The organism is Pedobacter sp. R20-19 (genome assembly GCF_000708265.2).
GTDB lineage: Bacteria > Bacteroidota > Bacteroidia > Sphingobacteriales > Sphingobacteriaceae > Pedobacter.
On the sequence record NZ_JCKI01000001.1, the window covers coordinates 593244 to 617185 of the forward strand.

At 36.8% G+C, this 23942-nt stretch carries 25 protein-coding genes; all 25 read left to right on the plus strand.

The window, feature by feature from the left end:
- Window positions 1-92 precede the first annotated feature (92 nt).
- Window positions 93-1688 (plus strand): phosphoenolpyruvate carboxykinase (ATP), encoded by a 1596-nt coding sequence (pckA, locus tag AN34_RS02600; protein WP_051666174.1) that lies wholly within the window; start codon window positions 93-95, stop codon window positions 1686-1688.
- Between the two features lie 298 nt (window positions 1689-1986).
- Window positions 1987-2817 carry a MotA/TolQ/ExbB proton channel family protein gene (locus AN34_RS02605; RefSeq protein ID WP_029282004.1) on the plus strand — a complete coding sequence of 277 codons (831 nt, stop codon included), beginning with the start codon at window positions 1987-1989 and terminating at the stop codon, window positions 2815-2817.
- Between the two features lie 74 nt (window positions 2818-2891).
- Window positions 2892-3506: a biopolymer transporter ExbD gene (locus AN34_RS02610; protein ID WP_029282006.1), complete on the plus strand. Its 615-nt coding sequence runs from the start codon at window positions 2892-2894 to the stop codon at window positions 3504-3506.
- A gap of 3 nt (window positions 3507-3509) precedes the next feature.
- Window positions 3510-4016, plus strand: a complete 507-nt coding sequence (locus AN34_RS02615) for a biopolymer transporter ExbD (protein WP_029282008.1) — start codon at window positions 3510-3512, stop codon at window positions 4014-4016.
- A gap of 17 nt (window positions 4017-4033) precedes the next feature.
- Window positions 4034-4855, plus strand: coding sequence for an energy transducer TonB (locus tag AN34_RS02620; protein WP_029282010.1), 822 nt, complete (start codon window positions 4034-4036; stop codon window positions 4853-4855).
- 5 nt (window positions 4856-4860) lie between these two features.
- Complete coding sequence (locus AN34_RS02625) at window positions 4861-5088, plus strand: hypothetical protein (protein WP_029282012.1); 228 nt, start codon at window positions 4861-4863, stop codon at window positions 5086-5088.
- A gap of 9 nt (window positions 5089-5097) precedes the next feature.
- Window positions 5098-6000, plus strand: coding sequence for a PstS family phosphate ABC transporter substrate-binding protein (locus AN34_RS02630; RefSeq protein WP_029282014.1), 903 nt, complete (start codon window positions 5098-5100; stop codon window positions 5998-6000).
- A 75-nt stretch (window positions 6001-6075) separates the two neighbouring features.
- Window positions 6076-7791 carry a hypothetical protein gene (locus AN34_RS02635; protein WP_029282016.1) on the plus strand — a complete coding sequence of 572 codons (1716 nt, stop codon included), beginning with the start codon at window positions 6076-6078 and terminating at the stop codon, window positions 7789-7791.
- 82 nt (window positions 7792-7873) lie between these two features.
- Window positions 7874-8245: an NADH-quinone oxidoreductase subunit A gene (locus tag AN34_RS02640; RefSeq protein ID WP_029282018.1), complete on the plus strand. Its 372-nt coding sequence runs from the start codon at window positions 7874-7876 to the stop codon at window positions 8243-8245.
- A 186-nt stretch (window positions 8246-8431) separates the two neighbouring features.
- Window positions 8432-8974 carry an NADH-quinone oxidoreductase subunit B gene (locus AN34_RS02645; RefSeq protein ID WP_029282020.1) on the plus strand — a complete coding sequence of 181 codons (543 nt, stop codon included), beginning with the start codon at window positions 8432-8434 and terminating at the stop codon, window positions 8972-8974.
- Complete coding sequence (locus AN34_RS02650) at window positions 8974-9474, plus strand: NADH-quinone oxidoreductase subunit C (protein ID WP_029282022.1); 501 nt, start codon at window positions 8974-8976, stop codon at window positions 9472-9474. Before AN34_RS02645 ends, AN34_RS02650 begins: the two co-directional genes overlap by 1 nt.
- A 5-nt stretch (window positions 9475-9479) precedes the next feature.
- Window positions 9480-10694: an NADH-quinone oxidoreductase subunit D gene (locus AN34_RS02655; RefSeq protein ID WP_029282024.1), complete on the plus strand. Its 1215-nt coding sequence runs from the start codon at window positions 9480-9482 to the stop codon at window positions 10692-10694.
- The gene (gene nuoE / locus AN34_RS02660) at window positions 10687-11199 is read left to right on the plus strand and encodes an NAD(P)H-dependent oxidoreductase subunit E (RefSeq protein ID WP_029282026.1); all 513 of its coding nucleotides are present in this window, start codon (window positions 10687-10689) and stop codon (window positions 11197-11199) included. The genes AN34_RS02655 and nuoE overlap by 8 nt, the downstream gene beginning before the upstream one ends.
- Window positions 11200-11273: 74 nt before the next feature.
- On the plus strand, window positions 11274-12641 hold the full coding sequence (nuoF, locus tag AN34_RS02665; protein ID WP_029282028.1) for an NADH-quinone oxidoreductase subunit NuoF: 1368 nt from the start codon (window positions 11274-11276) through the stop codon (window positions 12639-12641).
- 206 nt (window positions 12642-12847) lie between these two features.
- Window positions 12848-13858 (plus strand): 2Fe-2S iron-sulfur cluster-binding protein, encoded by a 1011-nt coding sequence (locus AN34_RS02670; protein ID WP_029282030.1) that lies wholly within the window; start codon window positions 12848-12850, stop codon window positions 13856-13858.
- Window positions 13858-14895 carry an NADH-quinone oxidoreductase subunit NuoH gene (gene nuoH, locus AN34_RS02675; RefSeq protein WP_029282032.1) on the plus strand — a complete coding sequence of 346 codons (1038 nt, stop codon included), beginning with the start codon at window positions 13858-13860 and terminating at the stop codon, window positions 14893-14895. Before AN34_RS02670 ends, nuoH begins: the two co-directional genes overlap by 1 nt.
- A gap of 114 nt (window positions 14896-15009) precedes the next feature.
- Complete coding sequence (locus AN34_RS02680; protein ID WP_029282034.1) at window positions 15010-15513, plus strand: NADH-quinone oxidoreductase subunit I; 504 nt, start codon at window positions 15010-15012, stop codon at window positions 15511-15513.
- A gap of 110 nt (window positions 15514-15623) precedes the next feature.
- The gene (locus AN34_RS02685) at window positions 15624-16127 is read left to right on the plus strand and encodes an NADH-quinone oxidoreductase subunit J (RefSeq protein ID WP_029282036.1); all 504 of its coding nucleotides are present in this window, start codon (window positions 15624-15626) and stop codon (window positions 16125-16127) included.
- The gene (gene nuoK / locus AN34_RS02690; RefSeq protein WP_010601897.1) at window positions 16127-16456 is read left to right on the plus strand and encodes an NADH-quinone oxidoreductase subunit NuoK; all 330 of its coding nucleotides are present in this window, start codon (window positions 16127-16129) and stop codon (window positions 16454-16456) included. Before AN34_RS02685 ends, nuoK begins: the two co-directional genes overlap by 1 nt.
- Window positions 16457-16469: 13 nt before the next feature.
- Window positions 16470-18371, plus strand: coding sequence for an NADH-quinone oxidoreductase subunit L (nuoL, locus tag AN34_RS02695; RefSeq protein ID WP_029282038.1), 1902 nt, complete (start codon window positions 16470-16472; stop codon window positions 18369-18371).
- 20 nt (window positions 18372-18391) lie between these two features.
- On the plus strand, window positions 18392-19873 hold the full coding sequence (locus AN34_RS02700; protein WP_029282040.1) for a NuoM family protein: 1482 nt from the start codon (window positions 18392-18394) through the stop codon (window positions 19871-19873).
- Between the two features lie 3 nt (window positions 19874-19876).
- Window positions 19877-21250, plus strand: a complete 1374-nt coding sequence (locus AN34_RS02705; RefSeq protein WP_029282042.1) for an NADH-quinone oxidoreductase subunit N — start codon at window positions 19877-19879, stop codon at window positions 21248-21250.
- A 47-nt stretch (window positions 21251-21297) separates the two neighbouring features.
- A complete protein-coding gene (locus AN34_RS02710; RefSeq protein ID WP_029282045.1) occupies window positions 21298-21948 on the plus strand; it encodes a DedA family protein in 651 nt (216 codons plus the stop codon).
- Between the two features lie 8 nt (window positions 21949-21956).
- The gene (locus tag AN34_RS02715) at window positions 21957-22508 is read left to right on the plus strand and encodes an inorganic diphosphatase (protein ID WP_029282047.1); all 552 of its coding nucleotides are present in this window, start codon (window positions 21957-21959) and stop codon (window positions 22506-22508) included.
- The gene (locus tag AN34_RS02720) at window positions 22508-23935 is read left to right on the plus strand and encodes a hemolysin family protein (protein WP_029282049.1); all 1428 of its coding nucleotides are present in this window, start codon (window positions 22508-22510) and stop codon (window positions 23933-23935) included. Before AN34_RS02715 ends, AN34_RS02720 begins: the two co-directional genes overlap by 1 nt.
- Window positions 23936-23942: the final 7 nt, after the last annotated feature.

A 23942-nucleotide genomic window follows, 5' to 3' on the forward strand; every position in this document is an offset into this window, starting at 1 on the left:
TATTTGCTACAATATGTAATTTTTTACTTGTGATTGCTAGTTTTTCTGCTAGATAACTATTTATCTTTACTGCCCTAACCAACTTATTGTTTATGAGCAAAAAGAAACTGCAAATACCAGATTTAGGCTATTTAAATCTAGGTAAAAACACTGCTGTAAAGTATCAGTTATCCCCAATGGAACTTATTGATGAGGCCTTAATGAATAGGGAAGGCCAATTGGCATCATCAGGGGCCTTAGCCGTAGATACAGGTAAATTTACAGGACGTTCTCCGAAAGACAGATTTATTGTAAATGATAATCTAACGGAAGATACCGTATGGTGGGGCGATGTCAATATTAAAATTAGTCCATTGCATTTCGATCAGCTTTTTAATAAAATAACCAGCTATCTTCATGACCGTAAAATTTATGTTCGTGATGCTACTGCCTGCGCCAATGTTGATGATGCCATTTCGATTAGGGTAATCACAGAAACCGCATATCAAAATCTTTTTGCCCATAATCTTTTTCTTCGCCCCGAACGTGATAGTTTAGGGGGGCGCCCGGAATGGACTATTATTGCAGCGCCAGGTTTTCTGGCAGATCCCATCACTGATGGCACCCGTCAGGAAAACTTTTCGATCATTAACTTTTCGAAAAAAATGATCCTGATAGGTGGAACCGGATATACTGGTGAAATCAAAAAAGGCATTTTCTCCGTATTGAACTTTATATTACCTGTTTATAAAAATGTATTACCCATGCATTGTTCAGCCAATGTAGGTAAAGAAGGAGATACTGCAATCTTCTTTGGTTTATCGGGTACGGGCAAAACAACTTTATCTGCAGATCCTGAAAGAAGATTAATAGGCGATGATGAACATGGCTGGGGCGAAGCTTATGTATTTAACTTTGAGGGAGGCTGTTATGCCAAATGTGTAGACTTAACCGAAGAAAAGGAGCCACAGATTTATAAAGCCATTAAATTTGGAGCTTTGCTTGAGAATGTTAATTTTTTACCTGGCACAAAACACGTAGACTATAATAATATTGAAAAAACAGAAAACACCCGGGTAGCCTATCCTATAGATTTTATAGATCATGCAATGCTACCATCGGTTGCACCCATCCCGAAAAACATCTTTTTTTTAACGGCTGATGCATTTGGTGTGTTGCCACCCATTTCAAAGCTTAATGTTGAACAGGCCATGTTTCATTTTTTGAACGGTTACACCGCTAAAGTTGCGGGCACTGAAATAGGAATTACAGAACCTCAACTAACTTTCTCAGCTTGTTTTGGAAAAGCATTTCTGCCATTACACCCTTCGGTATATGCCAGCTTATTAGGTGAGAAAATGAAAAAGCACCATGTAAATGTATGGCTTATTAATACAGGTTGGAGCGGCGGACCGTATGGAGTGGGTAAAAGAATGAAATTGAGTTATACCAGAGCAATGATTAGTGCTGCACTAAATGGAGATTTAGATCATTCCAACTATAAAATGCACCATGTATTTAAATTAATGATTCCTTTACATTGTCTTAATGTTCCAAGTGAAGTATTAGATCCATCAAAAACATGGAGCAACCAGGAAGAATATTTTATAAAAGCTTATGAACTGGCAAATGCCCTTGAACAAAATTTTGAACAATTTAAGGTACCCAAAGTGTCAAAAGTACACGGCGAAGCGTTAAAATTGTGTTAAATGCGCTTTAAAATGCATTTTTTGGACGAAAAATTTGCAATTAGGTTTTTTTTTAGTTTTTATTGTGAAAGAATTGCCTCCGGCTGAGGCAATTTTTTTGTTATACACCAAGTATGTTTGCAATAAACAAAATGTTAGGTAACGATTTAATTGTTTATTGATTTATTAATTTGTAATTTAAAATCAATTTATAAATTTGTTTTTCGCAACAAAATCAAGTCAGATCCGTTGTGTGTAGTACAAAAGTTAAAACAGCTAAAAATTAAAAACAAGAACTAAAACTAAAAATTAAAAAAAAATGGCAAACGCACCAAAACCAACAACTGTTAAAAAAGAGAGCTCTTCTAGTGCATCAAATGTTTTCGCAACATTGGTTATTCCTATTTGTATCGTAATTGGATTTATTATCTGGAGATTTGTATTAGGAGATCCAGCTAACTTTATCGACAACAACAATGAAAATTTACCATTACCAAACAACTATCCAGGTACAGCTTACAAAGGTGGTCCAATCGTAGCAGTATTAATTGGATTATTACTAACTACAATTGTATTCTCAATCGAGCGTTTAATCGTAATTGGTAAAGCAAGCGGAAAATCTAGCTTAGATACCTTCATCATTAAAGTAAAAGGTCTGTTAAATGCTGGTAACATCGAAGCTGCTAAAGCTGAGTGTGACAAACAACAAGGTTCTGTTGCTAACGTAATTAAATCAGGATTGAAAAAATATAGCGAAGTTGAAGCTGATACTAATTTAGATGTTGAGCAATCAATCGTTGCCATCCAAAAAGAAGTTGAAGAAGCTACAGCTTTAGAAATGCCTATGTTAGAGCAAAACTTAACAATCATTGCTACTTTGGTTTCAATTGGTACTTTGATTGGTTTATTAGGTACAGTAACAGGTATGATCCGTGCTTTCGCCGGTTTAGCAAACTCTGGTGCTCCAGATCAATCAGCATTAGCGGTAGGTATCTCTGAGGCGTTAATCAATACCATGACTGGTATCGGTGTATCTACCTTAGCGATCATTATGTATAACGTATTAACATCAAAAATTGACAAGTTAACATACGCAATTGACGAAGCAGGATTTAGCATCGTTCAAACTTACGCTAGTTCGCATAAATAATATTTTGAAATAATTTTTACCGGCTTTATGGAAAACCGGGAAAAAGATCATCATTATTAAAAAGTTAAAATATTATGCCTAGAATTAAAGTTAAAAGAACCAGTACGGTAACAGATATGACTGCCATGTGCGACGTAGCTGCTCTGTTACTTACGTTCTTCATATTAACTGCTACGGCAAAGCAACCAGAACCATTAGCGGTATCTACGCCTTCATCAACATATGAATTTAAGGTGCCAGCTGAGAACAATGCAACATTAACCATTGGTCAAGGTAAGGTATTCTTTGAAGTGGCTGGCCAAAAAGTAAGGGCTAGAACCTTAGAGTTAATTGGAGAGCAGTACAATATCAAGTTTACACCTGATGAAGTGAGCAGGTTTTCCGTTATTGGAACCTTTGGCGTACCAGTTGCAGACCTTAAAAAGTTTATAAATATGCCGGGCGGCGATCGTATGAAGCCAGGTGTTCAAACAGGTATCCCTACAGATTCTACTGATAACCAGTTAAATAACTGGGTTTTACTTGCGCGTAAAGCAACTGCTGAGGTTAATCAGCAACCAATGCGTGTAAGTATCAAAGGAGATTCAAAAGAAGAATATCCTGTAATTAAAAAGATCGTGGATGTATTGCAGAAGCAAAAAGTTAACAAGTTTTTATTGGTAACCAACGCAGAAGCTAGAAGAAAATAAGAAATGGCAGAATTAAACACAGGCGGGAAGAAAGCCACGCCAAGAGTCGATATGACGCCGATGGTAGATTTGATGTTCCTTTTAGTTACATTCTTTATCTTAACTACATCAATCTCTACGCCACAAGCGATGGATATTGTAAAGCCTGATAAGGATGATAACAATAAGGAAAACAGATTGGAGCTGAAAGCTTCTAAAACCATGACTATTTTATTGGGTAAAAGCGATAAAGTGGCCTGGTATATGGGAGAAGCTGGTGCAACAGCTCCAACTATAGAAAGTTTATCACAGGTTGAAAAAGCGATTATCGATAACAGAAAAGTTGCAGATGCATCTGGAGTGAAAGGTGATTTCGTTGTATTGGTTAAGCCAACCAGCGGATCAAACTTCAAAAACTTCGTCGATATTATGGATGAATTGGAGATATTAAAGGTTAAAGTTCGTCAGATTGATGATGAAAATATCCTTGATAACGAGAAAGCATTCATGAAGGAGAAGGGTATTTTATAATTGTTAAATCCGTAATCATGTCAAAATTAGATATATTAAGAAAGGAGTGGATTGAAGTAGTTTTTGCCGAAAAAAACAAAAGCTACGGAGCCTACCAATTGCGTAAAACCAATGGGGCCAATACCACACGGGCATTAATTATTGGTTCAATAGTATTCCTGGCACTTTTCTTCGCTCCAAAAATTTATGGCCTTATTAAAGGTTCGATGAATGATACAGAGCAGGTAGAAAAAGCACAAGAAGTAGTTATTGCGCCACCGCCACCAGTTGATCCAAAAACACCACCTCCACCACCAGTAGAGCCACCGCCACCAAAAGTGGATCAGGTTAAAATGCCACCTGCAATTGTAAAGCCAGATGAGCAGGTACGTGATGAAGAGCCACCTACAGTTGAAAAACTGAAAGAAGCAGATCCAGGACAACGAGATATCAAAGGTGATCCAACCGCAGATATTGTAATTGCCGAACCAGTAGGTGAAGGCCCTAAAAAAGAGGCTGCTGTTGCTGTTGATGATAATAAGGTTTATGACTTTGTTAGTATTGAGAAACAACCAGAATATCCAGGTGGTATCGCTAAGTTTTATAAGTACTTAGGTGGAGCAATTAAATACCCGCCAATGGCACAAGAAAATAACGTACAGGGTAAAGTATTTTTATCTTTCGTTGTTGAAAAAGATGGTAAACTAACAGATATTCAGGTTACCCGCGGTTTGGGTAGCGGAACTGATGAAGAAGCTATCCGTGTTTTAAAGGCTAGTCCACGCTGGAACCCAGGTATCCAAAATGGTAAGCCAGTAAGGGTAAAATATAACATCAATGTTAACTTTACATTGAACTAAAGTAAATGTTAAATTTTGATATTTTTAAGCAAAAATCGCCTAAACAGCGGTTTTTGCTCATTTTAGGCCTAGTCACCTTTGCTTTATATTTAGTAATGGGACTTGCCTTTATTTTTTGGGCGCCGCTTGCCATAAGGTTTAATTTTATTCCGGCATGGGGGCGTATTGCAATAGGTGTCTTCCTAATTTTCTATGCTTTTGTCAGACTGTTGAGTCTTGGCAGGAGAGATTAAAATCAAGTAATGAGAAATATACTTTTAATATTGATAGTGCTGGGTTTTGTTTCTTGTAAGAGAAAAGATAAAACTCCTCAAATAAAAGAGACGAGGACGAGTGGAGTATTAAAAATCTTAGTTGATGAAAGTGTAAGCCCAATTGTTCAGGAGCAAATTGATATTTTCAGTCTTGATTACCCCGATGCAAAATTTCAGATTACAATTAAACCAGAAGAAAAAATTATTCCTGCTTTTCTAAATGATAGCGTGCGTGTCATTGTAATGCCAAGATTACTGACTAAAGCAGAAGAGAAATATTATACGCAGCGTGGTATAAGAATCAATTCAACCCGCTTTGCTGTCGATGGTATTGCCTTAATCACCAATAAAGACAATATTGATAGTACTATTACCGTTAAAGAAGTTATTGACATCTTACAAGGAAAAACTTCAGTTAAAAAATTGGTATTTGATAATACTTATTCAAGTACCTTTCAATACTTTAAGCAATTGGCTAATATTAGTCAATTTCCAGCTCAAGGTGTTTATTCAAAAAATTCAAGTGCAGAAGTAATTAAATTAATAGCCGAAGACAAAAATTTTATTGGTATTTTAGGGGTAGATTGGGTTTCTGATAGAAATACAAAATATGCAGATTACCTTTCTAAGATAAAAACGATGGGCGTAAAAAACCTTAAGGGTAAAATCGGAGACGATCAATTTTATAAACCAACACAAGATAATCTCATTAATGGAATCTATCCTTTTCTAAGAAACGTAAATATTATAGATTGTGAAGGCAGGGATGGTTTAGGCACAGGATTTGCAACATGGTTAAGAAGTCAGCGAGGGCAGTTAATTGTACTTAAATCTGGACTTGGCCCACATAAGTTAATGCCAAGAGAGATTAACCTCACAAAAGGAAAATAAATAACAAATTATAAATTGAACCACGAAGTTATCTCAACAGACACTTCATTTTTATTAAAAAAAACAGAATATCCGATGAAAATTTTAAAGAAAGCAATAACCTTAAATGTAGGTTTGGTGTTGATGGGTTCTGCAGTTTTTGCTCAAAATTTAAATGATGCGAAAAAAGCCATTGACGCTGAACAGTATCAAAAAGCAACATCGATGCTTAAGTCATTGGTGAGCTCACAAGCCTCAAACGGCGATAATTATTATAATCTGGGTTTAGTTTATTTAAAAACTGGTTATATTGATTCAGCCCGTGCTGTATTTACTAAAGGCTTAACGGCTGATGCTAAAAACAACTTAAATCTGATTGGTTTAGGTGAAGCAGATATGTTATCTAATAATCCAACTTCTGCCAAAACCAACTTCGATAAAGCTATCGAATTAGATAAAAAAAATTACAAAACCTATCTTGAAATTGGTAAAGCTTACTTAGCGCAAGATAAACCAAGTGATGATGTATCTAAACCAGATTTCACCAATGCTTTGGCAAATATCACTAAAGCTGATGAATTAGATTCAAAAGATAAGGATGCAGAGGTTTTCTTAGCCTTAGGAGATGCTTATGCTTTGCAAAAGAAGAATTCTGAAGCGTTAGGTCCTTACATGCGTGTTGGTGATGTAGATCCAAACAACCGTAGAGCTAAGACTCAGATTGGTAAAATGTATAAAGAATCACGTGCATTTCCAGAAGGAGAAAAAGAATTACAAGATGTAATTGCTGCAGATCCAAATTATGGACCAGCTTATCGTGAGCTAGGTGAGCTTTATCTACAATGGAGTAGTTTTGGTACAGATCAAGAGAAAGCTAAAAAGGCAATTGAGAACTATAAAAAATATATGGATTTGACAGACAAATCTTTAGAGTCTCAACTACGTTATGCACAGTTCTTATTTTATGCAAAAGATTATGCTACTTTAGAACAAGTTGCTTCAACTATCCAAGCACCTGCTAATGATCCTAAAAGTGCTGTTGTATCAAGATTAAAAGGATGGGCTGCATATGAAAATAAAAATTATCCAGCTGCTTTAACCAGCATGAATGAGTTCTTTGCTAAAGAAAAAGATCAAAATAAAATTTTAGGCTTCGATTATTTGTACTTAGGTAAAGCACAATTAAAATCTGGTCAGGATAGTTTAGCATTAATTAATATTACTAAGGCAGTAGAAAAAGATTCAACTAATGTTGAAGCTTTAGCAGAAGTTGCTAAAACATTTTTCGATGCTAAAAAATATGCTAAAGCAGCTCAGATATATGATAAAGTGATTGCCGCAAATCCTAATGGAAAAGGCGTATTATACAGTTATTTTTATGATGGATTAGCTTACTATTTTGATTATGCTACTCAATATTCAGCGAAGAAAAATCCTTCTAAAGATTTATTGGTTAAAGCAGATTCATCTATTTCAAAAGTAGCTCAACTTGCTCCAGAAACTACTGATGCATATTTATATCGTGCAAGGGTTAATAGTTTATTAGATGATGAAAAGGCACCAAAAGGATTAATGGTACCTCATTTTGAAATGTTTATCAAAAAAGTAACTGAAAAACCTGAGTTAGTAACGCCTAACGCTAAGAAATTATCAGAAGCTTATGATAACTTAGGTGGTTTTTATTTCAATACTGATAAAGCTAAGGCTAAAGAGTATTTTGATAAAAGTGTAGCTGTGTATCCAACTGGAACATTTGCGGCAGCGAAGTTGAAAGAATTATCAGCTCCAGCGGCCAAAGGAAAAGGTAAATAATTTTCAAGTTAAATAATTTAGAAAAGGCAGAGTTTTGTTACTCTGCCTTTTTCTTTTACTTTTGCATTAGAAAATATAAATTATGCAAGCACAAAGTACCTCTATAGATTTTTTACCAATTATATTTCAAGTAATTGTTGCTTTAGGTTTTGTGGTAACCACTTTAGTTGCTACACACTTTTTAGGCCCAAAACGTAAAACCAGTGATAAGCTTGAGGTGTTTGAAGCGGGCGTGAAAAGCGTAGGTAATGCTCGTCAGCCGTTTTCTATCAAATATTTCGTAGTGGCTATTCTCTTTGTATTGTTTGATATTGAAGTAATCTTCATGTATCCATGGGCTGTAAATTTCAGAGCGCTTAGAATGGATGGGATGATTGAAATGTTCATCTTCATGGGGACATTACTTTTAGGATTTATTTATGTAATAAAGAAAAAAGTTTTAGACTGGAACTAATTCAGTTGGCCATTCTTGGTTAGCTTATTATAACTGAAAAATAAAAGTGTAACAACTACACTAACTCATATCCTCTTTATTTATTTAGAAAGGTTCTAAATCAAGTTAAGCTTGTTTAATTGCCTTTTAAATATTGTAAATTTGTTGCTCATTCTGCAAAAGGATGAGCATTTTTTGTTTATAAACATGAGTGAAATTAATATAGTAGATGCACCTCCAGGAATAGAAGGTTCTGGTTTCTTTGCCACTTCAATGGATAAAGTGATTGGTTTGGCACGCTCAAATTCATTATGGCCGTTGCCTTTTGCCACCTCTTGTTGTGGAATTGAATTTATGGCTACCATGGGTTCTCATTACGATCTAGGTCGTTTTGGTGCAGAACGTTTAAGCTTTTCTCCACGCCAGGCAGATGTTTTGATGGTGATGGGAACTATTGCTAAAAAAATGGCTCCTGTTTTAAAACAAGTTTATATCCAAATGGCTGAACCCCGTTGGGTAATGGCTGTTGGTGCTTGTGCAAGCAGTGGTGGTATTTTTGATACGTATTCTGTTTTACAAGGTATTGATGAAGTGATTCCGGTAGATGTTTATGTGCCAGGTTGCCCGCCAAGACCTGAAGCTATTTTAGATGGCTTTCAACGCATTCAGGATTTGGTAAGAAACGAATCAGGAAGAAGAAGAAATTCTGATTATTATAAAGAACTTTTAGGTCAATACGGCATTAAATAATGGAAGAAACGACACTAAATAACGATGTTCATGTTAAGCTAACTGAAAAGTTTGGCGAAAAAGTTACCGCTGTTTCTGAGCCTTATGGCTTTCTAACTATAGTAACTTATAAAGATGTAATCATTAATGTGCTTTCTTATCTTAAAGAAGAACTAAAGTTCAATTTCCTTACCGATATTACTGCAGTTCACTACCCTGGTAAAGATCATGGCATTGCTGTGGTTTACCATCTAAATAATATGGTAGAGAGAGTAAGAATAAGAATTAAGGTTTTTATTTCTGAGCAAAATCCAACTATTCCTACTGCAACAACAGTTTGGAAAGGTGCTAACTGGATGGAACGTGAAACTTATGATTTGTTTGGAGTTAAATTCGAAGGTCACCCAGATTTACGCCGCATTTTAAATATGGATGATTTAGGTGTACACCCGATGTTGAAACAATATCCATTGGAAGATCCGAACAGAGTTGATAAAAAAGACGAATTTTTTGGAAGGTAATTTATATGAATCATAACCATCCGGTATACACAGATAACGACCCGCAAAGTGAGCTGGTAACCTTAAATTTAGGCCCAACACACCCTGCAACCCACGGTGTTTTTCAAAACGTTTTGCAGTTAGATGGCGAACGTATTGTAAGTGGTGTTTCTACAATTGGATACATCCACCGTGCTTTTGAAAAAATTGCCGAACATCGTCCGTTTTATCAAATTACACCACTTACAGATCGTTTAAACTATTGTTCATCGCCCATTAATAATATGGGCTGGCACATGACGGTTGAGAAGTTATTAAATATCCAGATGCCAAAACGTGTTGATTATCTTCGCGTAATCATTATGGAGCTCTCTCGTATCGCTGATCACATTATCTGTAATACAATTATTGGTCAGGATACTGGTGCCACAACTACTTTCCTTTATTTGTTTCAGTTCCGTGAGCATATTTATGAGATTTTTGAAGAAGTTTGTGGCGCACGTTTAACCACAAACATAGGTCGTATTGGTGGTTTTGAAAGAGATTTCAATGAAATTGCTTTTACCAAAATCAATAAATTTTTAAAAGAGTTTCCAGTAGCTTTGAAAGAGTTCGAAAACCTTTTAACCCGTAACCGTATTTTTATCGACAGAACGGCAGGTGTTGCTGAGGTTACTAAAGAAACTGCCTTAGAGTATAGCTGGACGGGTCCGCTTTTGCGTGCTACAGGTGTAGATTATGATGTTCGTGTAAGTGATCCATATTCATCATATCAGGATTTCGACTTTGAAGTTCCGGTTGGAACAAGTGGTGATATCTACGATAGATATTTAGTGCGGAACGAAGAAATGTGGCAGAGTGTTCGCATTATCGAACAAGCTCTTGTGAAGTTAAAAACGGAACCTAAAGGTATTTTTCATGCTGATGTTCCAGAATTTTACCTTCCTCCAAAACAAGAAGTTTATAACAATATGGAAGCATTGATCTATCACTTTAAAATTGTGATGGGTGAAATTGATGCTCCAAAAGCAGAGGTTTATCACGCTGTAGAAGGTGGGAATGGTGAGTTAGGTTTCTATCTGATTAATGATGGCGGACGTACACCATATCGTTTACACTTCCGCAGACCAAGTTTTATAAATTACCAGATGTTTGCACCAATGAGCGAAGGCATGTTATTGTCTGATGCCATTATCAACATGAGTAGTATGAATATTATTGCAGGAGAATTAGATGCTTAAAGTAGAAGAACAAACACCTGTGCAATTATCATCAGAATTGCTTGCCAAATTTGATGAAGTTAAAAGTCGTTATCCTGAAGGGAAAGAAAAATCAGCATTGTTACCATTGTTACATTTGGTACAGGCAGAATTTCTTTGGGTGCCTACATCTGCCATGGATCAGGTTGCTGCTTACCTAAACATTCAACCTATTGAAGTATATGAGGTAGCAACATTTTATACCATGTACTTTTTAAAACCTCAAGGTAAGTATGCTTTGGAGGTTTGCCGTACAGGGCCTTGCTGCCTGGTTGGTGCAGAAAAAATATTAGATCACCTGGAGGCAAAGCTGGGTGTTAAAGAAGGTGAAGTCACTGCAGATGGTTTATTTAGCTTTAGAGGAGTTGAATGTTTAGCTGCCTGTGGATTTGGTCCGGTGTTGCAAATTAGCCCGGAATATACTTTCTACGAAAACTTAACTACCGACAGTGTAGATCAACTGATTGAAGATTTGAAAAATAAATAACCCCCCGGCCCCCTAAAGGGGGAGTTTAACAACGAGGGGAAAAAGTCCCCTTTAGGGGATTTAGGGGTATAAAAATGAGTCGCAAATTATTACTTGAGCATATAAACGTACCGGGCATCAATACACTTGAAGTCTATCGCCAAAAAGGCGGGTATCGCGCCGTGGAGAAAGCCCTTAAAACTTTAACACCTGAAGAGATTGTTGAAGAAGTTAAGAAATCAGGCTTACGTGGTCGTGGTGGTGCGGGTTTCCCAACCGGAATGAAATGGAGCTTTTTGGCTAAACCAGAAGGAGTTGCACGCTATTTGGTGTGTAACGCTGATGAATCTGAGCCTGGAACTTTCAAAGACCGTTATTTGATGACACACATTCCTCATGCTTTAATTGAAGGAATGATTGTTTCCAGTTTTGCATTAGGTGCAAAGGTTTCATACATCTACGTTCGTGGAGAAATGATGCCTCAAATCCGTATTCTGGAGAAAGCCATTGCCGAAGCAAAAGCTGCTGGATGGTTGGGTAAAAATATTTTAGGAACAGGATACGATTTAGAATTATACGTTCAGCCAGGTGGTGGTGCTTACATTTGTGGTGAAGAAACTGCATTATTAGAATCACTTGAAGGTAAAAGAGGTAATCCGAGAATTAAACCACCTTTCCCAGCGATTGCTGGATTGTATGGTTGCCCAACGGTAGTCAATAACGTAGAGTCTATTGCTGCAGTTGTGCCAATTATTAATGATGGTGGTGATGAATATGCAAAGATTGGTATTGGTAGAAGTACGGGTACGAAATTAATATCAGCATCCGGAAACTTAGTAAAACCAGGCGTATATGAAATTGAATTAGGTTTACCAGTTGAAGAATTTATCTATTCTGATGAATATTGTGGTGGTATTGCTAACGGTAAACGGTTAAAGGCAACTGTTGCGGGTGGATCATCTGTACCAGTTTTGCCTGCTAACTTAACATTGAAATATGCGAATGGCGAGCCTCGTTTAATGAGTTACGAATCTTTATCAGAAGGTGGATTTGCTACAGGAACTATGATGGGCTCCGGGGGCTTCATTGCCTTTGATGAAGACCAATGTATGGTTCGTAATACCTGGAATTTCTCTCGATTTTATCATCATGAAAGTTGCGGACAATGTTCGCCTTGCCGTGAAGGTACGGGATGGATGGAAAAAGTATTACACAAAATTGAACACGGTCATGGAACGATGAGTGACGTGGATTTACTTTGGGATATTCAACGCAAAATTGAAGGAAATACGATTTGTCCATTAGGAGATGCGGCAGCCTGGCCAGTGGCAAGTGCAATCCGTCATTTCAGAGATGAATTCGAATGGCACATTAAAGAACCTGTTAAAAGTCAGAGTCAAAATTATGGTATTGCAAATTATGCAGTTCCGATAGAAAAGGCTCCGGTAACAGAAGATAAATAAGTTAAATTGCCATGGCCTGGGTCTTCACAGACCATTATTTGGAAATATAAAATTGGTTCGTTGTGACACGAATCATGGAGAGAAACTCAACACCACGTCATTGCGAGGAACGAAGCAATCCTAATACGATGACATATTAATAAAGAGATTGCTTCGTGCCTCGCAATGACGGCATGAGCATAAAAAATAAAAGAATATCATTAACCATGAGTGAAAAAGTTAAGGTTACGATAGATGGAATAACAGTAGAGGTTGATAATGGAACCACTATCCTGAATGCTGCAAGGCAAATAGGTGGTGATATCGTTCCACCAGCCATGTGCTATTATTCTAAGTTAGAAGGCAGTGGTGGTAAATGCCGTACCTGTATTGTGAAGGTAACGAAGGGTTCGGAAAAAGATCCACGCCCAATGCCAAAACTGGTTGCATCTTGCCGTACCACAGTAATGGATGGCATGGAAGTGTTAAACATTACTTCACCAGAAGTTTTAGAAGCACGTGCCGGCGTAGTAGAAATTCTATTAATTAACCATCCATTAGATTGTCCGGTTTGTGATCAGGCGGGTGAGTGTGATTTACAAAATTTGGGCTACGAGCACGGATTGCAGAAAACCCGTTATGAATTTGAGCGCCGTACTTTTGAGCGTATCGATATTGGCGATAAGATTCAGTTGCACATGAATCGTTGTATTCTGTGTTATCGTTGTGTTTTTACTGCAGATCAAATTACAAACAAACGCGTTCACGGAATCTTAAACCGTGGCGACCATTCAGAAATTTCGACTTATATCCAACAAGCAGTTGATAATGATTTCTCAGGAAACGTAATTGATGTTTGTCCTGTTGGTGCGCTAACCGATAAAACCTTCCGTTTTAAAAACCGGGTTTGGTTTACCAAGCCCGTTGATGCACATCGTAACTGCGATCATGAAAAATGCAATGGTAAAGTAACTCTTTGGTATAAAGGTGAAGATGTTTTACGGGTTACTGCCCGTAAAGATCAGTTTGGTGAAGTAGAAGAATTTATTTGTAATACTTGTCGTTTCGATAAAAAAGCAACTTCTGATTGGACAATTGAGCATCCGACACATATTGATGATACTTCTGTAATTGCATCTAACCACTACGAAACATTAAAGCCACTTCCTGTTATTATGCCAAATGCAGCTTTACAGGCAGCTAATGAAATTGAATTACATAAAACAGTAAAATACTAATGGATACAGGTTTTATCATAGAAAAATTTATTCTGGTAGCGGTTATTTTCGGTATCAGTTTGGTTATTGCCATGTATTCTACATATGCAGAACGAAAAGTAGCTGCCTATCTTCAAGATCGTTTAGGTCCGGATAGAGCAGGCCCCTTCGGGATATTGCAACCTTTAGCCGATGGTGTAAAAATGTTTATGAAGGAGGAAATCATTCCAACTACATCAAACAAATGGTTATTTATTGTTGGCCCTGGCTTAGCATTGCTTTGTGCCTGTATCGGTACGGCAGTTATTCCATGGGGAAGCCCAATGGAAATTGGCGGTAAAATTGTTCCACTTCAGGTAGCTGATATTAATGTAGGGGTTTTATACATCTTTGGTGTAGTTTCTCTAGGTGTTTATGGCGTAATGATTGGTGGCTGGGCATCAAATAATAAGTATTCTTTATTGAGTGCCATTCGCGCAGCTTCTCAAAACATCAGTTATGAAATTGCAATGGGCTTGTCCATCATTGCCTTGCTTTTAATGACGAATACGCTGAGTTTAAAAACAATTGTTGAACAACAGCATGGATTGAACTGGAATGTTTGGTATCAACCCTTAGGATTTCTGATTTTCATGATCTGTTCTTTTGCTGAAACCAACCGTGCGCCTTTTGACTTACCTGAATGTGAAACGGAGTTAATTGGTGGTTACCATACAGAATATTCTTCGATGAAACTGGGTTTTTACCTTTTTGCTGAATACATCAACATGTTTGTTTCATCCGCTGTAATGGCAACATTATACTTCGGTGGATATAACTATCCAGGCATGGATTATATGGCTACTTTGCTTGGACCAACATGGGCACCACTTTTTGGTGTAGGTGTTTTCTTTTTCAAAATAGTTTTCTTTATCTTTTTCTTCATGTGGGTACGTTGGACAATCCCTCGTTTCCGTTATGATCAATTGATGAATTTAGGTTGGAAAGGTTTAATACCTTTGGCCATTGCCAATATTATAATAACTGGAGTTGTGATTGCGATTATAGAGAAGTTCTAGCCCCCCGGCTCCCTAAAGGGGGAGGGCAAAGCGGAAAAACAAAGTTTAAAAACCACTAAGGTTTATACATAGATTTACACATGCATTTAAAAGCCCCTTTAGGGGTTTGGGGTTATGGAATCATTAAGTAACAAGAAAAAAGTACTGGAACAAAAGCCGTTGAGCTTTATGGAAAGAATGTACCTTCCGGCGATTGCAAAAGGAATGGGCATTACCATCAGCCACTTATTCAAAAAAGAGGCTACAGTAAGATATCCTGAAGTTGAACGTGAATTCTCTGCTAACTTCAGAGGAATGCATTCGCTTAAACGTGATGAGAATGGAAAAGAGCGTTGTACAGCTTGTGGTTTATGTGCATTATCTTGTCCGGCTGAAGCAATTACAATGATTGCAGCAGAGCGTAAAACAGATGAAAAGCATTTATACCGGGAAGAAAAATACGCAGCTACATACGAGATCAATATGTTACGTTGCATCTTCTGTGGATTATGTGAAGAAGCCTGCCCTAAAGAGGCCATTTATTTAGATGGACCAATTGTACCTGCCGATTATTTACGTAAAGATTTTATTTACGGAAAGGATAAATTGGTAGAGGCTCCTTTGGAAATGAAAAAATAATTTTACCAGTACGTCATTGCGAGGAACGAAGCAATCCTAATGCAATGGCAATAAAAATGAGATTGCTTCGTGCCTCGCAATGACGAGGTGTACTAACAAATAACAAATTAATGAGTACACAAGTATTCTATTTCGTAGCCACATTAAGTATCATCTTTTCGCTGATGGTGATTTTTGCAAAAAATCCTATTCATAGCGTATTATACTTAATCCTTACCTTTTTCACATTTACGGTACATTATGTATTGTTGAATGCTCAGTTTTTAGCGGTTGTAAATTTTATTGTTTACATGGGTGCTATCATGGTATTATTCTTATTCGTACTGATGCTCCTCAACCTTAATAAGGAAACAGAACCTGTAAAATCACCATTGATTAAAATTGTAGGTGTAATTGCAGGGTGTTGTTTAATTGTAACCTTAGTTGGTTCTTTTAAAGCCGCAACCATTACAAGTCCTTTAATTTTGAAAAACCCAGGATTAGGTTTGGTAGAAAACTTAGGTAAAGAGCTTTTCGGGCCATTCTTATTACCATTCGAATTATCATCTCTATTACTATTGGCCGCAATGGTTGGAGCAGTTTTATTATCAAAAAGAGATGAGGTAGAAATATAATGGAAAATTTAACTACACAAATGGCTGGCGTTCCGCTAAATCACTACATCTACTTATGTGCGATTATTTTCACTATTGGTGTAATCGGCGTGCTAACCCGTAGAAATGCAATCGTGATTTTTATGTCTGTTGAATTGATGTTGAATGCAGTAAACCTGCTTTTAACCGCTTTCTCAGTCCATAGCAATGACCCATCAGGACAGGTTTTCGTATTCTTTATTATGGCGCTAGCTGCTGCAGAGGTTGCAGTTGGTTTGGCAATTATCGTAATGGTTTACAGAAATACAAAATCGATAGATATTAATGTTTTAAATCGCCTTAAGTGGTAAATATATATTAAGAATGACAATAGAACAATTGATTTGGTTAGTTCCATTACTTCCTCTTTTAGGGTTTGTAATTAACGGGCTGGGCAGAAAATCTTTATCTAAAGGGCTTGTTGGTATCATTGGAAGTGGCGTAATCTTAGCTTCTTTCATCATCAGTGTAGTTATTTTCTTTAGTTTACAAGGCGACACACAAAAATCTCACGAAGTATTTTTATTCGATTGGATTAGTGCAGGAAAACTGCATATTCCACTCTCATTCCTGGTTGACCCATTGAGTTCAATCATGCTTTTGATTATTACCGGAATTGGTTTTTTAATCCATTTATATTCTACCAGCTACATGCATGATGATGAAGGATTTGGCAAATTCTTCTCGTATCTGAACCTGTTTGTGTTCTTCATGTTACTCTTAGTCTTGGGTTCCAACTATATCGTGATGTTTATCGGCTGGGAGGGCGTAGGTTTATGTTCTTACTTATTGATCGGTTTCTGGTACACCAACAGCGCTTATGCATCGGCAGCCAAGAAAGCTTTTGTAATGAATCGAATTGGCGATTTGGGCTTCTTATTAGGTGTATTCTTAATGTTCAACTTCTTCGGAAGTTTAGAGTTCTCAAAGGTATTTCCTCAAGCAGCAACCATGCTACCTGGTAATAATACTTTAGTTTTAATTACCATTTTATTATTTATTGGTGCTTGTGGTAAATCGGCACAGTTGCCGTTATTCACCTGGTTACCTGATGCGATGGCCGGACCAACACCAGTATCTGCATTAATCCATGCGGCTACAATGGTTACAGCTGGTATCTACATGATTGCCCGTTCAAGCGTATTATTTGATCTTGCTCCATTTACGCAGCACATTATTGCCATTATTGGCGCAGCAACCGCTTTAGTGGCTGCTATTATTGCCTTAACACAAACAGATATTAAAAAGGTACTGGCTTATTCTACTGTATCTCAATTAGGATATATGTTTTTAGGCTTAGGGGTTGGTGCTTATACAGGTTCATTCTTCCATGTGTTAACCCATGCATTCTTTAAAGCTTTATTATTCTTAGGGGCAGGTTCCGTAATCCATGCCATGCACCACGAACAAGATATGCGCCATATGGGTGGCTTAAGAAAGAAACTTCCGGTTACATTCTTAACCATGATGATTGGTACCATCGCCATTGCTGGTTTACCACCCTTTTCAGGTTTCTTCTCAAAAGACGAAATTTTAGCTCATGCATTTCAATATAGTCCGATACTTTGGGGTATTGGGGTATTAACTGCATTTTTAACTGCATTTTATATGTTCAGAATGATTTTCCTTACTTTCTCAGGAAAATATAGAGGAACACATCACGCGGAAAGTCATGTGCATGAGTCGCCAAAAGCAATGACCGTTCCATTAATTATTTTAGCCATTCTAGCTGCAATTGGAGGAGCAATTAATATTCCTCATGTTTTTGGTGGAAATGAATGGTTGGCACATTGGTTATCAGGTGCTGGTGTTGCACAACATGAATTAGATTTAAGCCATTCAACCGAATATACACTAATGGGGATTTCTGTTATTGTGGCAATTGTTGCTTTGCTTTATGCTTACACAAGATATGTAAAAGGTGCCCGTGTTCCTGTTGCGGATGAGGCACCACGTTCTGCTTTGGCAAATTTATCTTACCATAAATTTTATCTGGATGAGATCTATGATTTCATCATCACAAAACCTTTAGATGCTTTTTCTAGATTTTTCTACAGAATTATTGACACAAAATTCATCGATGGAATAGTGAACGGCTTAGGTTGGAGTACAAACGAGGCGAGTAAGGGCGTACGTTTATTACAAAGTGGAAACGTAGGTTTCTACATATTTATGATGGTTGCCGGAATCATCGCATTACTTGCTTATACATTTTATTACATCTAAAAAGGGTTCAAAAATAAATAATGGAACAACTTTTACTACTTATATTTCTTCCGCTTGCAGGTGCTATCATTACGGCATTTGCAGGTAAGTCGGCTAAAATGGTTTCAACTGTAATCTCAGTCGCTTCCTTAGCAATGGCCTTATTCATGGCCTGTAATTTCATCCCGAACGCAAGTACGCAATTTGAAGCAAACCTCCCTTGGATTGCTGATTTGGGTATTCGCTTCCATGCAGGTATTGATGGAATTAGCATGCTGGTGGTATTGCTAACCAACTTATTAGTACCCATCATTATTTTATCAAGCTACAAACATGATTATAAAAATCCTGCAGCCTTTTATGCACTGATTTTATTCATGCAAACCGGTTTGCTATTGGTGTTTACAGCCATGGATGCTTTTCTATTTTATATTGGTTGGGAAGCAGCCTTGATTCCGATTTATTTTATCTGTGCATTCTGGGGTGGAAAAGATAGAGTTCGCATCAACATGAAATTCTTTGTGTATACCATTGGAGGATCATTGTTTATGCTTATGGGGATCATTTATCTGTATTTACAAAATCCTGCACATAATTTTGATATCCAGGCATTTTACGCTTTAAACTTAGATAGTGTACAACAGGGGTGGATTTTCTGGGCTTTCTTTATTGCCTTTGCGATCAAGATGCCAATATTTCCTTTCCATACCTGGCAACCTGATACCTATACTGCAGCACCTACACAAGGAACAATGCTATTATCAGGTATTATGCTGAAGATGGGTATTTATGGCGTAATCAGATGGCTATTGCCAATTGTACCTACAGGAGTTCATGATTGGTCTAGTTTAGCGATGATACTTTCCATTATTGGAATTGTTTACGCTTCACTTATTGCCTTTACTCAGAAAGATGCTAAACGACTTGTTGCTTATTCTTCTATTGCACACGTTGGGTTGATTGCTGCTGGGATATTCGCCTCCTTTAATCTTGGAAATACTGGGGTACAAGGTATGCAAGGCGCTATGGTACAAATGTTAAGCCATGCTATTAATGTAGTGGGCTTATTTTTCGTACTGGATATCATCTTTTCTCGTACCAAAACCAACAAAATTGAAGAATTAGGTGGTATTGCTAAATCAGCGCCGCAATTAGCAATTGTTTTCTTAATTATTGTTTTAGGAACAGTAGCCTTACCAGGTACAAATGGTTTCATTGGAGAGTTCTTATTGTTGATGGGTGTTTATAACTACAGTATTTGGGCGGCTGCTATTGCAGGATTAACAATTATCTTCGGAGCGGTTTATATGTTACGGATGTACCAAAATGTAATGCTCGGTAAAACCAATGAATTAACCATCACTTTCACAGATATTCAAGGCACTGAAAAATTAGTCCTTTACATTATTTGTGCTTTGATCATTATTTTGGGTGTTTACCCAAAACCATTATTGCACTTAACAGAGGCATCTGTACAACATTTATTAGAACAGGTAAATCAAAAATTAACATCAGTAAAATAAGCAATGAATATTATCATAACCATTAGTATAACAGCTTTTATTGTACTTTACGCAGGTTTGTTTAAAGCAAAGAAAGCATTACTGCCGCTTACTGTTGTTGGCTTGCTTACCGCATTAGGATTTACTATCAGCGCATGGAATAGCAATGCTATTCATTTCGGTATGATGCAGACCGATAATTTTGCCCTGGCATTTTCAGGTGTTTGCATCGTTGGAACACTTTTAATTTTCTTGTTAACTCAAAATTACTTTCATGCCAAAAGTGATAACATAGCTGAATATTATACCCTGATACTCTTCGCCCTTGCCGGAATGATCATGATGGTGTCGTATAAAAATATGGCCATGTTATTTGTTGGTTTGGAAATCATGTCTGTAAGTTTATATATTCTCGCTGGTATCCGTAAGCGAGACTTTGCTTCCAATGAGGCTTCATTAAAATATTTCTTAATGGGGGCATTTTCTACAGGGTTTTTATTGTTCGGCATTACCTTAATTTATGGTGCTATAGGTTCATTTGACTTGGATAAAATTCAGGCCTACCTGGTAGATAACAGTAAGGCAATTTCACCAATTTTTTATCCCGGCGTAATTTTAATGATGATTGGTTTATGCTTTAAAGTTGGTGCTGCACCTTTCCATTTCTGGACTCCGGATGTTTACGAAGGTTCACCAACATTAATCACAACCTTTATGAGCACTGTGGTTAAAACTGCTGGTTTTGCAGCTTTTTTAAGATTGTTTGCCGGAGCGTTTGGCCCACTTCATGAATTCTGGGTACAGCCATTAATTGTTATCGTTTGCCTAACCTTATTTATTGGAAATGTTACTGCATTGTTTCAAAAGAACTTTAAAAGAATGCTGGCCTATTCAAGTATTTCTCATGCAGGCTATCTTTTATTTTCTCTTATCGTATTAAGTGCAAATTCAGAAAATAATGTTTTAGTTTATGCCGCAGCTTATACATTTGCATCAATCATTGCTTTTGCCGTTTTAATTCTGGTGAAACAAAAAACGGGAAGTGATAATTTCGAAAGCTTTAATGGCTTAGGTAAGAAAAATCCATTGGTAGCACTTTCCCTTACAGTTGCTATGTTATCATTAGCTGGTATTCCATTAACAGGTGGTTTTATTGGTAAATATTTAATGTTCCTGAATGTAATGGGCGATTACCAGATCTTGCTGGTTGCATTTGCGATTTTGAATGCACTGGTAGGTTTTTACTACTATTTTAAAGTTATTGTAGCTGTTTGGTTTAAAGATGGTGCTGAAATAGAATTGGTTACGCCTACTCAATATAAATTAGTTTTATTGGTTTCAGTAGCAATTACTCTTATTTTGGGTATTTATCCTGCAATTATTTTAAACCTAATATAGGTATACAGTTGTTAGATAATTATTTGTAGTTTTACGAATAATTCAATATGCACGATTTTTGGAATAACCTGCATCACCTGATTGATCCCGAGAAATTATTGAGGGAAGGTGGTTTCTATCTCGTTATATTTGTAATTTATGCAGAAACCGGTTTATTCTTCGGTTTCTTCCTCCCCGGTGATTATTTACTGTTTTTAGCCGGAATGTTTGTTGCAACAGGAAAGCTGGATGTAAATATTGCATTGCTTTTAGCCGGGCTTTGTGTGGCGGCAATATCTGGTAATTTTACAGGTTATTGGTTTGGAAGAAAAACTGGTCCTGTGCTGTACACTAGAAAAGACAGTTTTTTCTTCAAGAAGAAATATCTTAAGGCAGCAGAGCGCTATTATAACAAGCAAGGTGCCTTTGCGCTAATAATGGGAAGGTTTGTTCCGATTGTAAGAACTTTTGCACCGATTTTTGCTGGTGTAGTAAGATTAGACTTTAAGCGGTTTGCACTTTACAACGTAGTTGGCGGAGTGTTATGGATTTGCTCACTTACTTTATTGGGGTATTTCTTAGGCAAAAGGTTTGAAAAGGAAATTAACGATTACTTATTATATATTATTATTGGCTTTATCATTATTACAACTATCCCTTTATTGATTACATTTGTAAAAAGTAAAGTAACAAGTTCTGAAGAAGATAAGACAGATTAAATTTAAAAATGGCAAAAGAAGAAACCCACGCTTGGCATAGCGTATCACCAGGTAAAAACGTACCGGAAATTGTAAATGCAATTATTGAAATCCCAAAAGGCTCAAAAGCTAAATACGAAATAGATAAAGAATCTGGTTTAATTAAATTAGATAGGGTTCTTTTTTCATCAGTGATGTACCCTGCTAATTATGGATTTATTCCACAAACTTATTGTGATGATAAAGATCCTTTAGATATTTTGGTGCTTTGTTCTGTTGATGTTTATCCAATGACATTGATTGAAGCCAAGGTAGTTGGTGTAATGCATATGGTAGATAATGGAGAGCAGGATGATAAAATTATCGCTGTAGCAGCTCATGATATGTCTGTAAATTATATTAATGATTTAGATGAATTGCCTCCACATCAAATGAAGGAAATTGTTCGTTTCTTTCAGGATTATAAAGCATTAGAAGATAAAAATGTAACTATTGAACATTTATTAGGTGTTCGCTATGCTCATAAAGTAATAAAGGAGAGCATGGAACTTTATAATACCACATTTAGAGAATTAGCTTAATGGATTTACCCACGGTTTGCTTGTTTTTAAATTTTAAACTAAGCGCAATCCTTCCATCAACAGATTTGGCGATGGTAGCCCTTGAGGAAGCTGATACATCATCAGTTGGATGGCGGTTATTTTTTGCACTTTTTCTAGTGTTATTAAATGGATTTTTCGTTGCAGCAGAATTCGCTATCGTTAAAGTCCGCGCCTCACAAATAGAAATAAAAGCAAAAACAGGCAGCAGAGTGGGTAGAATGGCTAAAACAATCATCCATAATTTGGATGGTTACCTGGCCGCCACACAACTCGGCATAACGCTTGCATCACTTGGCTTAGGTTGGGTAGGTGAAGGCGTTATGCATACCATTTTTAAAAACCTCTTTGATAGTTTACATTGGGGTTTTAGCGATGCCACTATTCATACTGCATCAACAATTGTAGCTTTCTCATTAATCACCATTATGCATATTGTATTTGGTGAGCTGGCTCCTAAATCTTTCGCCATTCAGCGACCAGTAGCTACCACATTATTTGTCTCGGTACCTTTACAGATTTTTTATGTTGTTTTCAGACCATTTATCTGGACACTGAATAGTCTGGCTGCCATTATTCTAAAACCATTTGGCATTGATACCTCTGCAGGACATGAATCACTTCATAGTACTGAAGAATTACAGTATCTGCTTGAACAGGGTAAAGAAAGTGGTGCATTAGATAATAACGAACATGAATTAATCAAAAACGTATTTGATTTTAATGAACGCGTTGTTAAAAATATTATGGTACCTCGGACTAAAATTTCGGGTATTGAATTAACTTCACCAAAGGAAGAAGTGGTGGATACGATTATCAAAGAAGGATATTCCCGTTTGCCGGTTTATGATGATATTATGGATAAAATTGTCGGTATCATTCATGCTAAAGATATTTTACCTCTTGTTGCAGCCGGTAATCAGCACTGGACATTAAATGACATTATCCGTAAACCTTATTTCGTTACAGAAACGAAAAAGATTAATGATTTAATGAGTGAGCTTCAAAGTAATCGCATTCAGATTGCAATTGTTTTGGATGAGTTTGGTGGAACTGCTGGTATGGTCACCCTGGAGGATATTGTAGAAGAATTAGTAGGAGAAATTCAGGATGAATACGATGAGGAAAAACCTCTGGTAGAAAAAGTTTCTGACAATGAATTTATTGTTAATGCCTTTGCTACGGTTTACGATGTTAATGAACATTTACCTCACGATTTGCCGGAAGATGAAGATTTTGATACCATAGGTGGTTTAGTATCACATGTTTTTGAACGGATTCCGGAGGTAGGTGAAAGCAATGAATCTTATGGCTATCTATTTACCATTTTAAAGAAAACTGAGCAAAATATTGAAACAATAAAGTTAGAATTGGTCATCAATAAAGAAGATATGGTTGATAATCATTAATTTCAAC

What these genes read in the sequence shown, in the direction of transcription:
- pckA (WP_051666174.1), top strand. Translation starts at nt 93, where the DNA reads ATGAGCAAAAAGAAACTGCAAATACCAGATTTAGGCTATTTAAATCTA.
- AN34_RS02605 (WP_029282004.1), top strand. Translation starts at nt 1,987, where the DNA reads ATGGCAAACGCACCAAAACCAACAACTGTTAAAAAAGAGAGCTCTTCT.
- AN34_RS02610 (WP_029282006.1), top strand. Translation starts at nt 2,892, where the DNA reads ATGCCTAGAATTAAAGTTAAAAGAACCAGTACGGTAACAGATATGACT.
- AN34_RS02615 (WP_029282008.1), top strand. Translation starts at nt 3,510, where the DNA reads ATGGCAGAATTAAACACAGGCGGGAAGAAAGCCACGCCAAGAGTCGAT.
- AN34_RS02620 (WP_029282010.1), top strand. Translation starts at nt 4,034, where the DNA reads ATGTCAAAATTAGATATATTAAGAAAGGAGTGGATTGAAGTAGTTTTT.
- AN34_RS02625 (WP_029282012.1), top strand. Translation starts at nt 4,861, where the DNA reads ATGTTAAATTTTGATATTTTTAAGCAAAAATCGCCTAAACAGCGGTTT.
- AN34_RS02630 (WP_029282014.1), top strand. Translation starts at nt 5,098, where the DNA reads ATGAGAAATATACTTTTAATATTGATAGTGCTGGGTTTTGTTTCTTGT.
- AN34_RS02635 (WP_029282016.1), top strand. Translation starts at nt 6,076, where the DNA reads ATGAAAATTTTAAAGAAAGCAATAACCTTAAATGTAGGTTTGGTGTTG.
- AN34_RS02640 (WP_029282018.1), top strand. Translation starts at nt 7,874, where the DNA reads ATGCAAGCACAAAGTACCTCTATAGATTTTTTACCAATTATATTTCAA.
- AN34_RS02645 (WP_029282020.1), top strand. Translation starts at nt 8,432, where the DNA reads ATGAGTGAAATTAATATAGTAGATGCACCTCCAGGAATAGAAGGTTCT.
- AN34_RS02650 (WP_029282022.1), top strand. Translation starts at nt 8,974, where the DNA reads ATGGAAGAAACGACACTAAATAACGATGTTCATGTTAAGCTAACTGAA.
- AN34_RS02655 (WP_029282024.1), top strand. Translation starts at nt 9,480, where the DNA reads ATGAATCATAACCATCCGGTATACACAGATAACGACCCGCAAAGTGAG.
- nuoE (WP_029282026.1), top strand. Translation starts at nt 10,687, where the DNA reads ATGCTTAAAGTAGAAGAACAAACACCTGTGCAATTATCATCAGAATTG.
- nuoF (WP_029282028.1), top strand. Translation starts at nt 11,274, where the DNA reads ATGAGTCGCAAATTATTACTTGAGCATATAAACGTACCGGGCATCAAT.
- AN34_RS02670 (WP_029282030.1), top strand. Translation starts at nt 12,848, where the DNA reads ATGAGTGAAAAAGTTAAGGTTACGATAGATGGAATAACAGTAGAGGTT.
- nuoH (WP_029282032.1), top strand. Translation starts at nt 13,858, where the DNA reads ATGGATACAGGTTTTATCATAGAAAAATTTATTCTGGTAGCGGTTATT.
- AN34_RS02680 (WP_029282034.1), top strand. Translation starts at nt 15,010, where the DNA reads ATGGAATCATTAAGTAACAAGAAAAAAGTACTGGAACAAAAGCCGTTG.
- AN34_RS02685 (WP_029282036.1), top strand. Translation starts at nt 15,624, where the DNA reads ATGAGTACACAAGTATTCTATTTCGTAGCCACATTAAGTATCATCTTT.
- nuoK (WP_010601897.1), top strand. Translation starts at nt 16,127, where the DNA reads ATGGAAAATTTAACTACACAAATGGCTGGCGTTCCGCTAAATCACTAC.
- nuoL (WP_029282038.1), top strand. Translation starts at nt 16,470, where the DNA reads ATGACAATAGAACAATTGATTTGGTTAGTTCCATTACTTCCTCTTTTA.
- AN34_RS02700 (WP_029282040.1), top strand. Translation starts at nt 18,392, where the DNA reads ATGGAACAACTTTTACTACTTATATTTCTTCCGCTTGCAGGTGCTATC.
- AN34_RS02705 (WP_029282042.1), top strand. Translation starts at nt 19,877, where the DNA reads ATGAATATTATCATAACCATTAGTATAACAGCTTTTATTGTACTTTAC.
- AN34_RS02710 (WP_029282045.1), top strand. Translation starts at nt 21,298, where the DNA reads ATGCACGATTTTTGGAATAACCTGCATCACCTGATTGATCCCGAGAAA.
- AN34_RS02715 (WP_029282047.1), top strand. Translation starts at nt 21,957, where the DNA reads ATGGCAAAAGAAGAAACCCACGCTTGGCATAGCGTATCACCAGGTAAA.
- AN34_RS02720 (WP_029282049.1), top strand. Translation starts at nt 22,508, where the DNA reads ATGGATTTACCCACGGTTTGCTTGTTTTTAAATTTTAAACTAAGCGCA.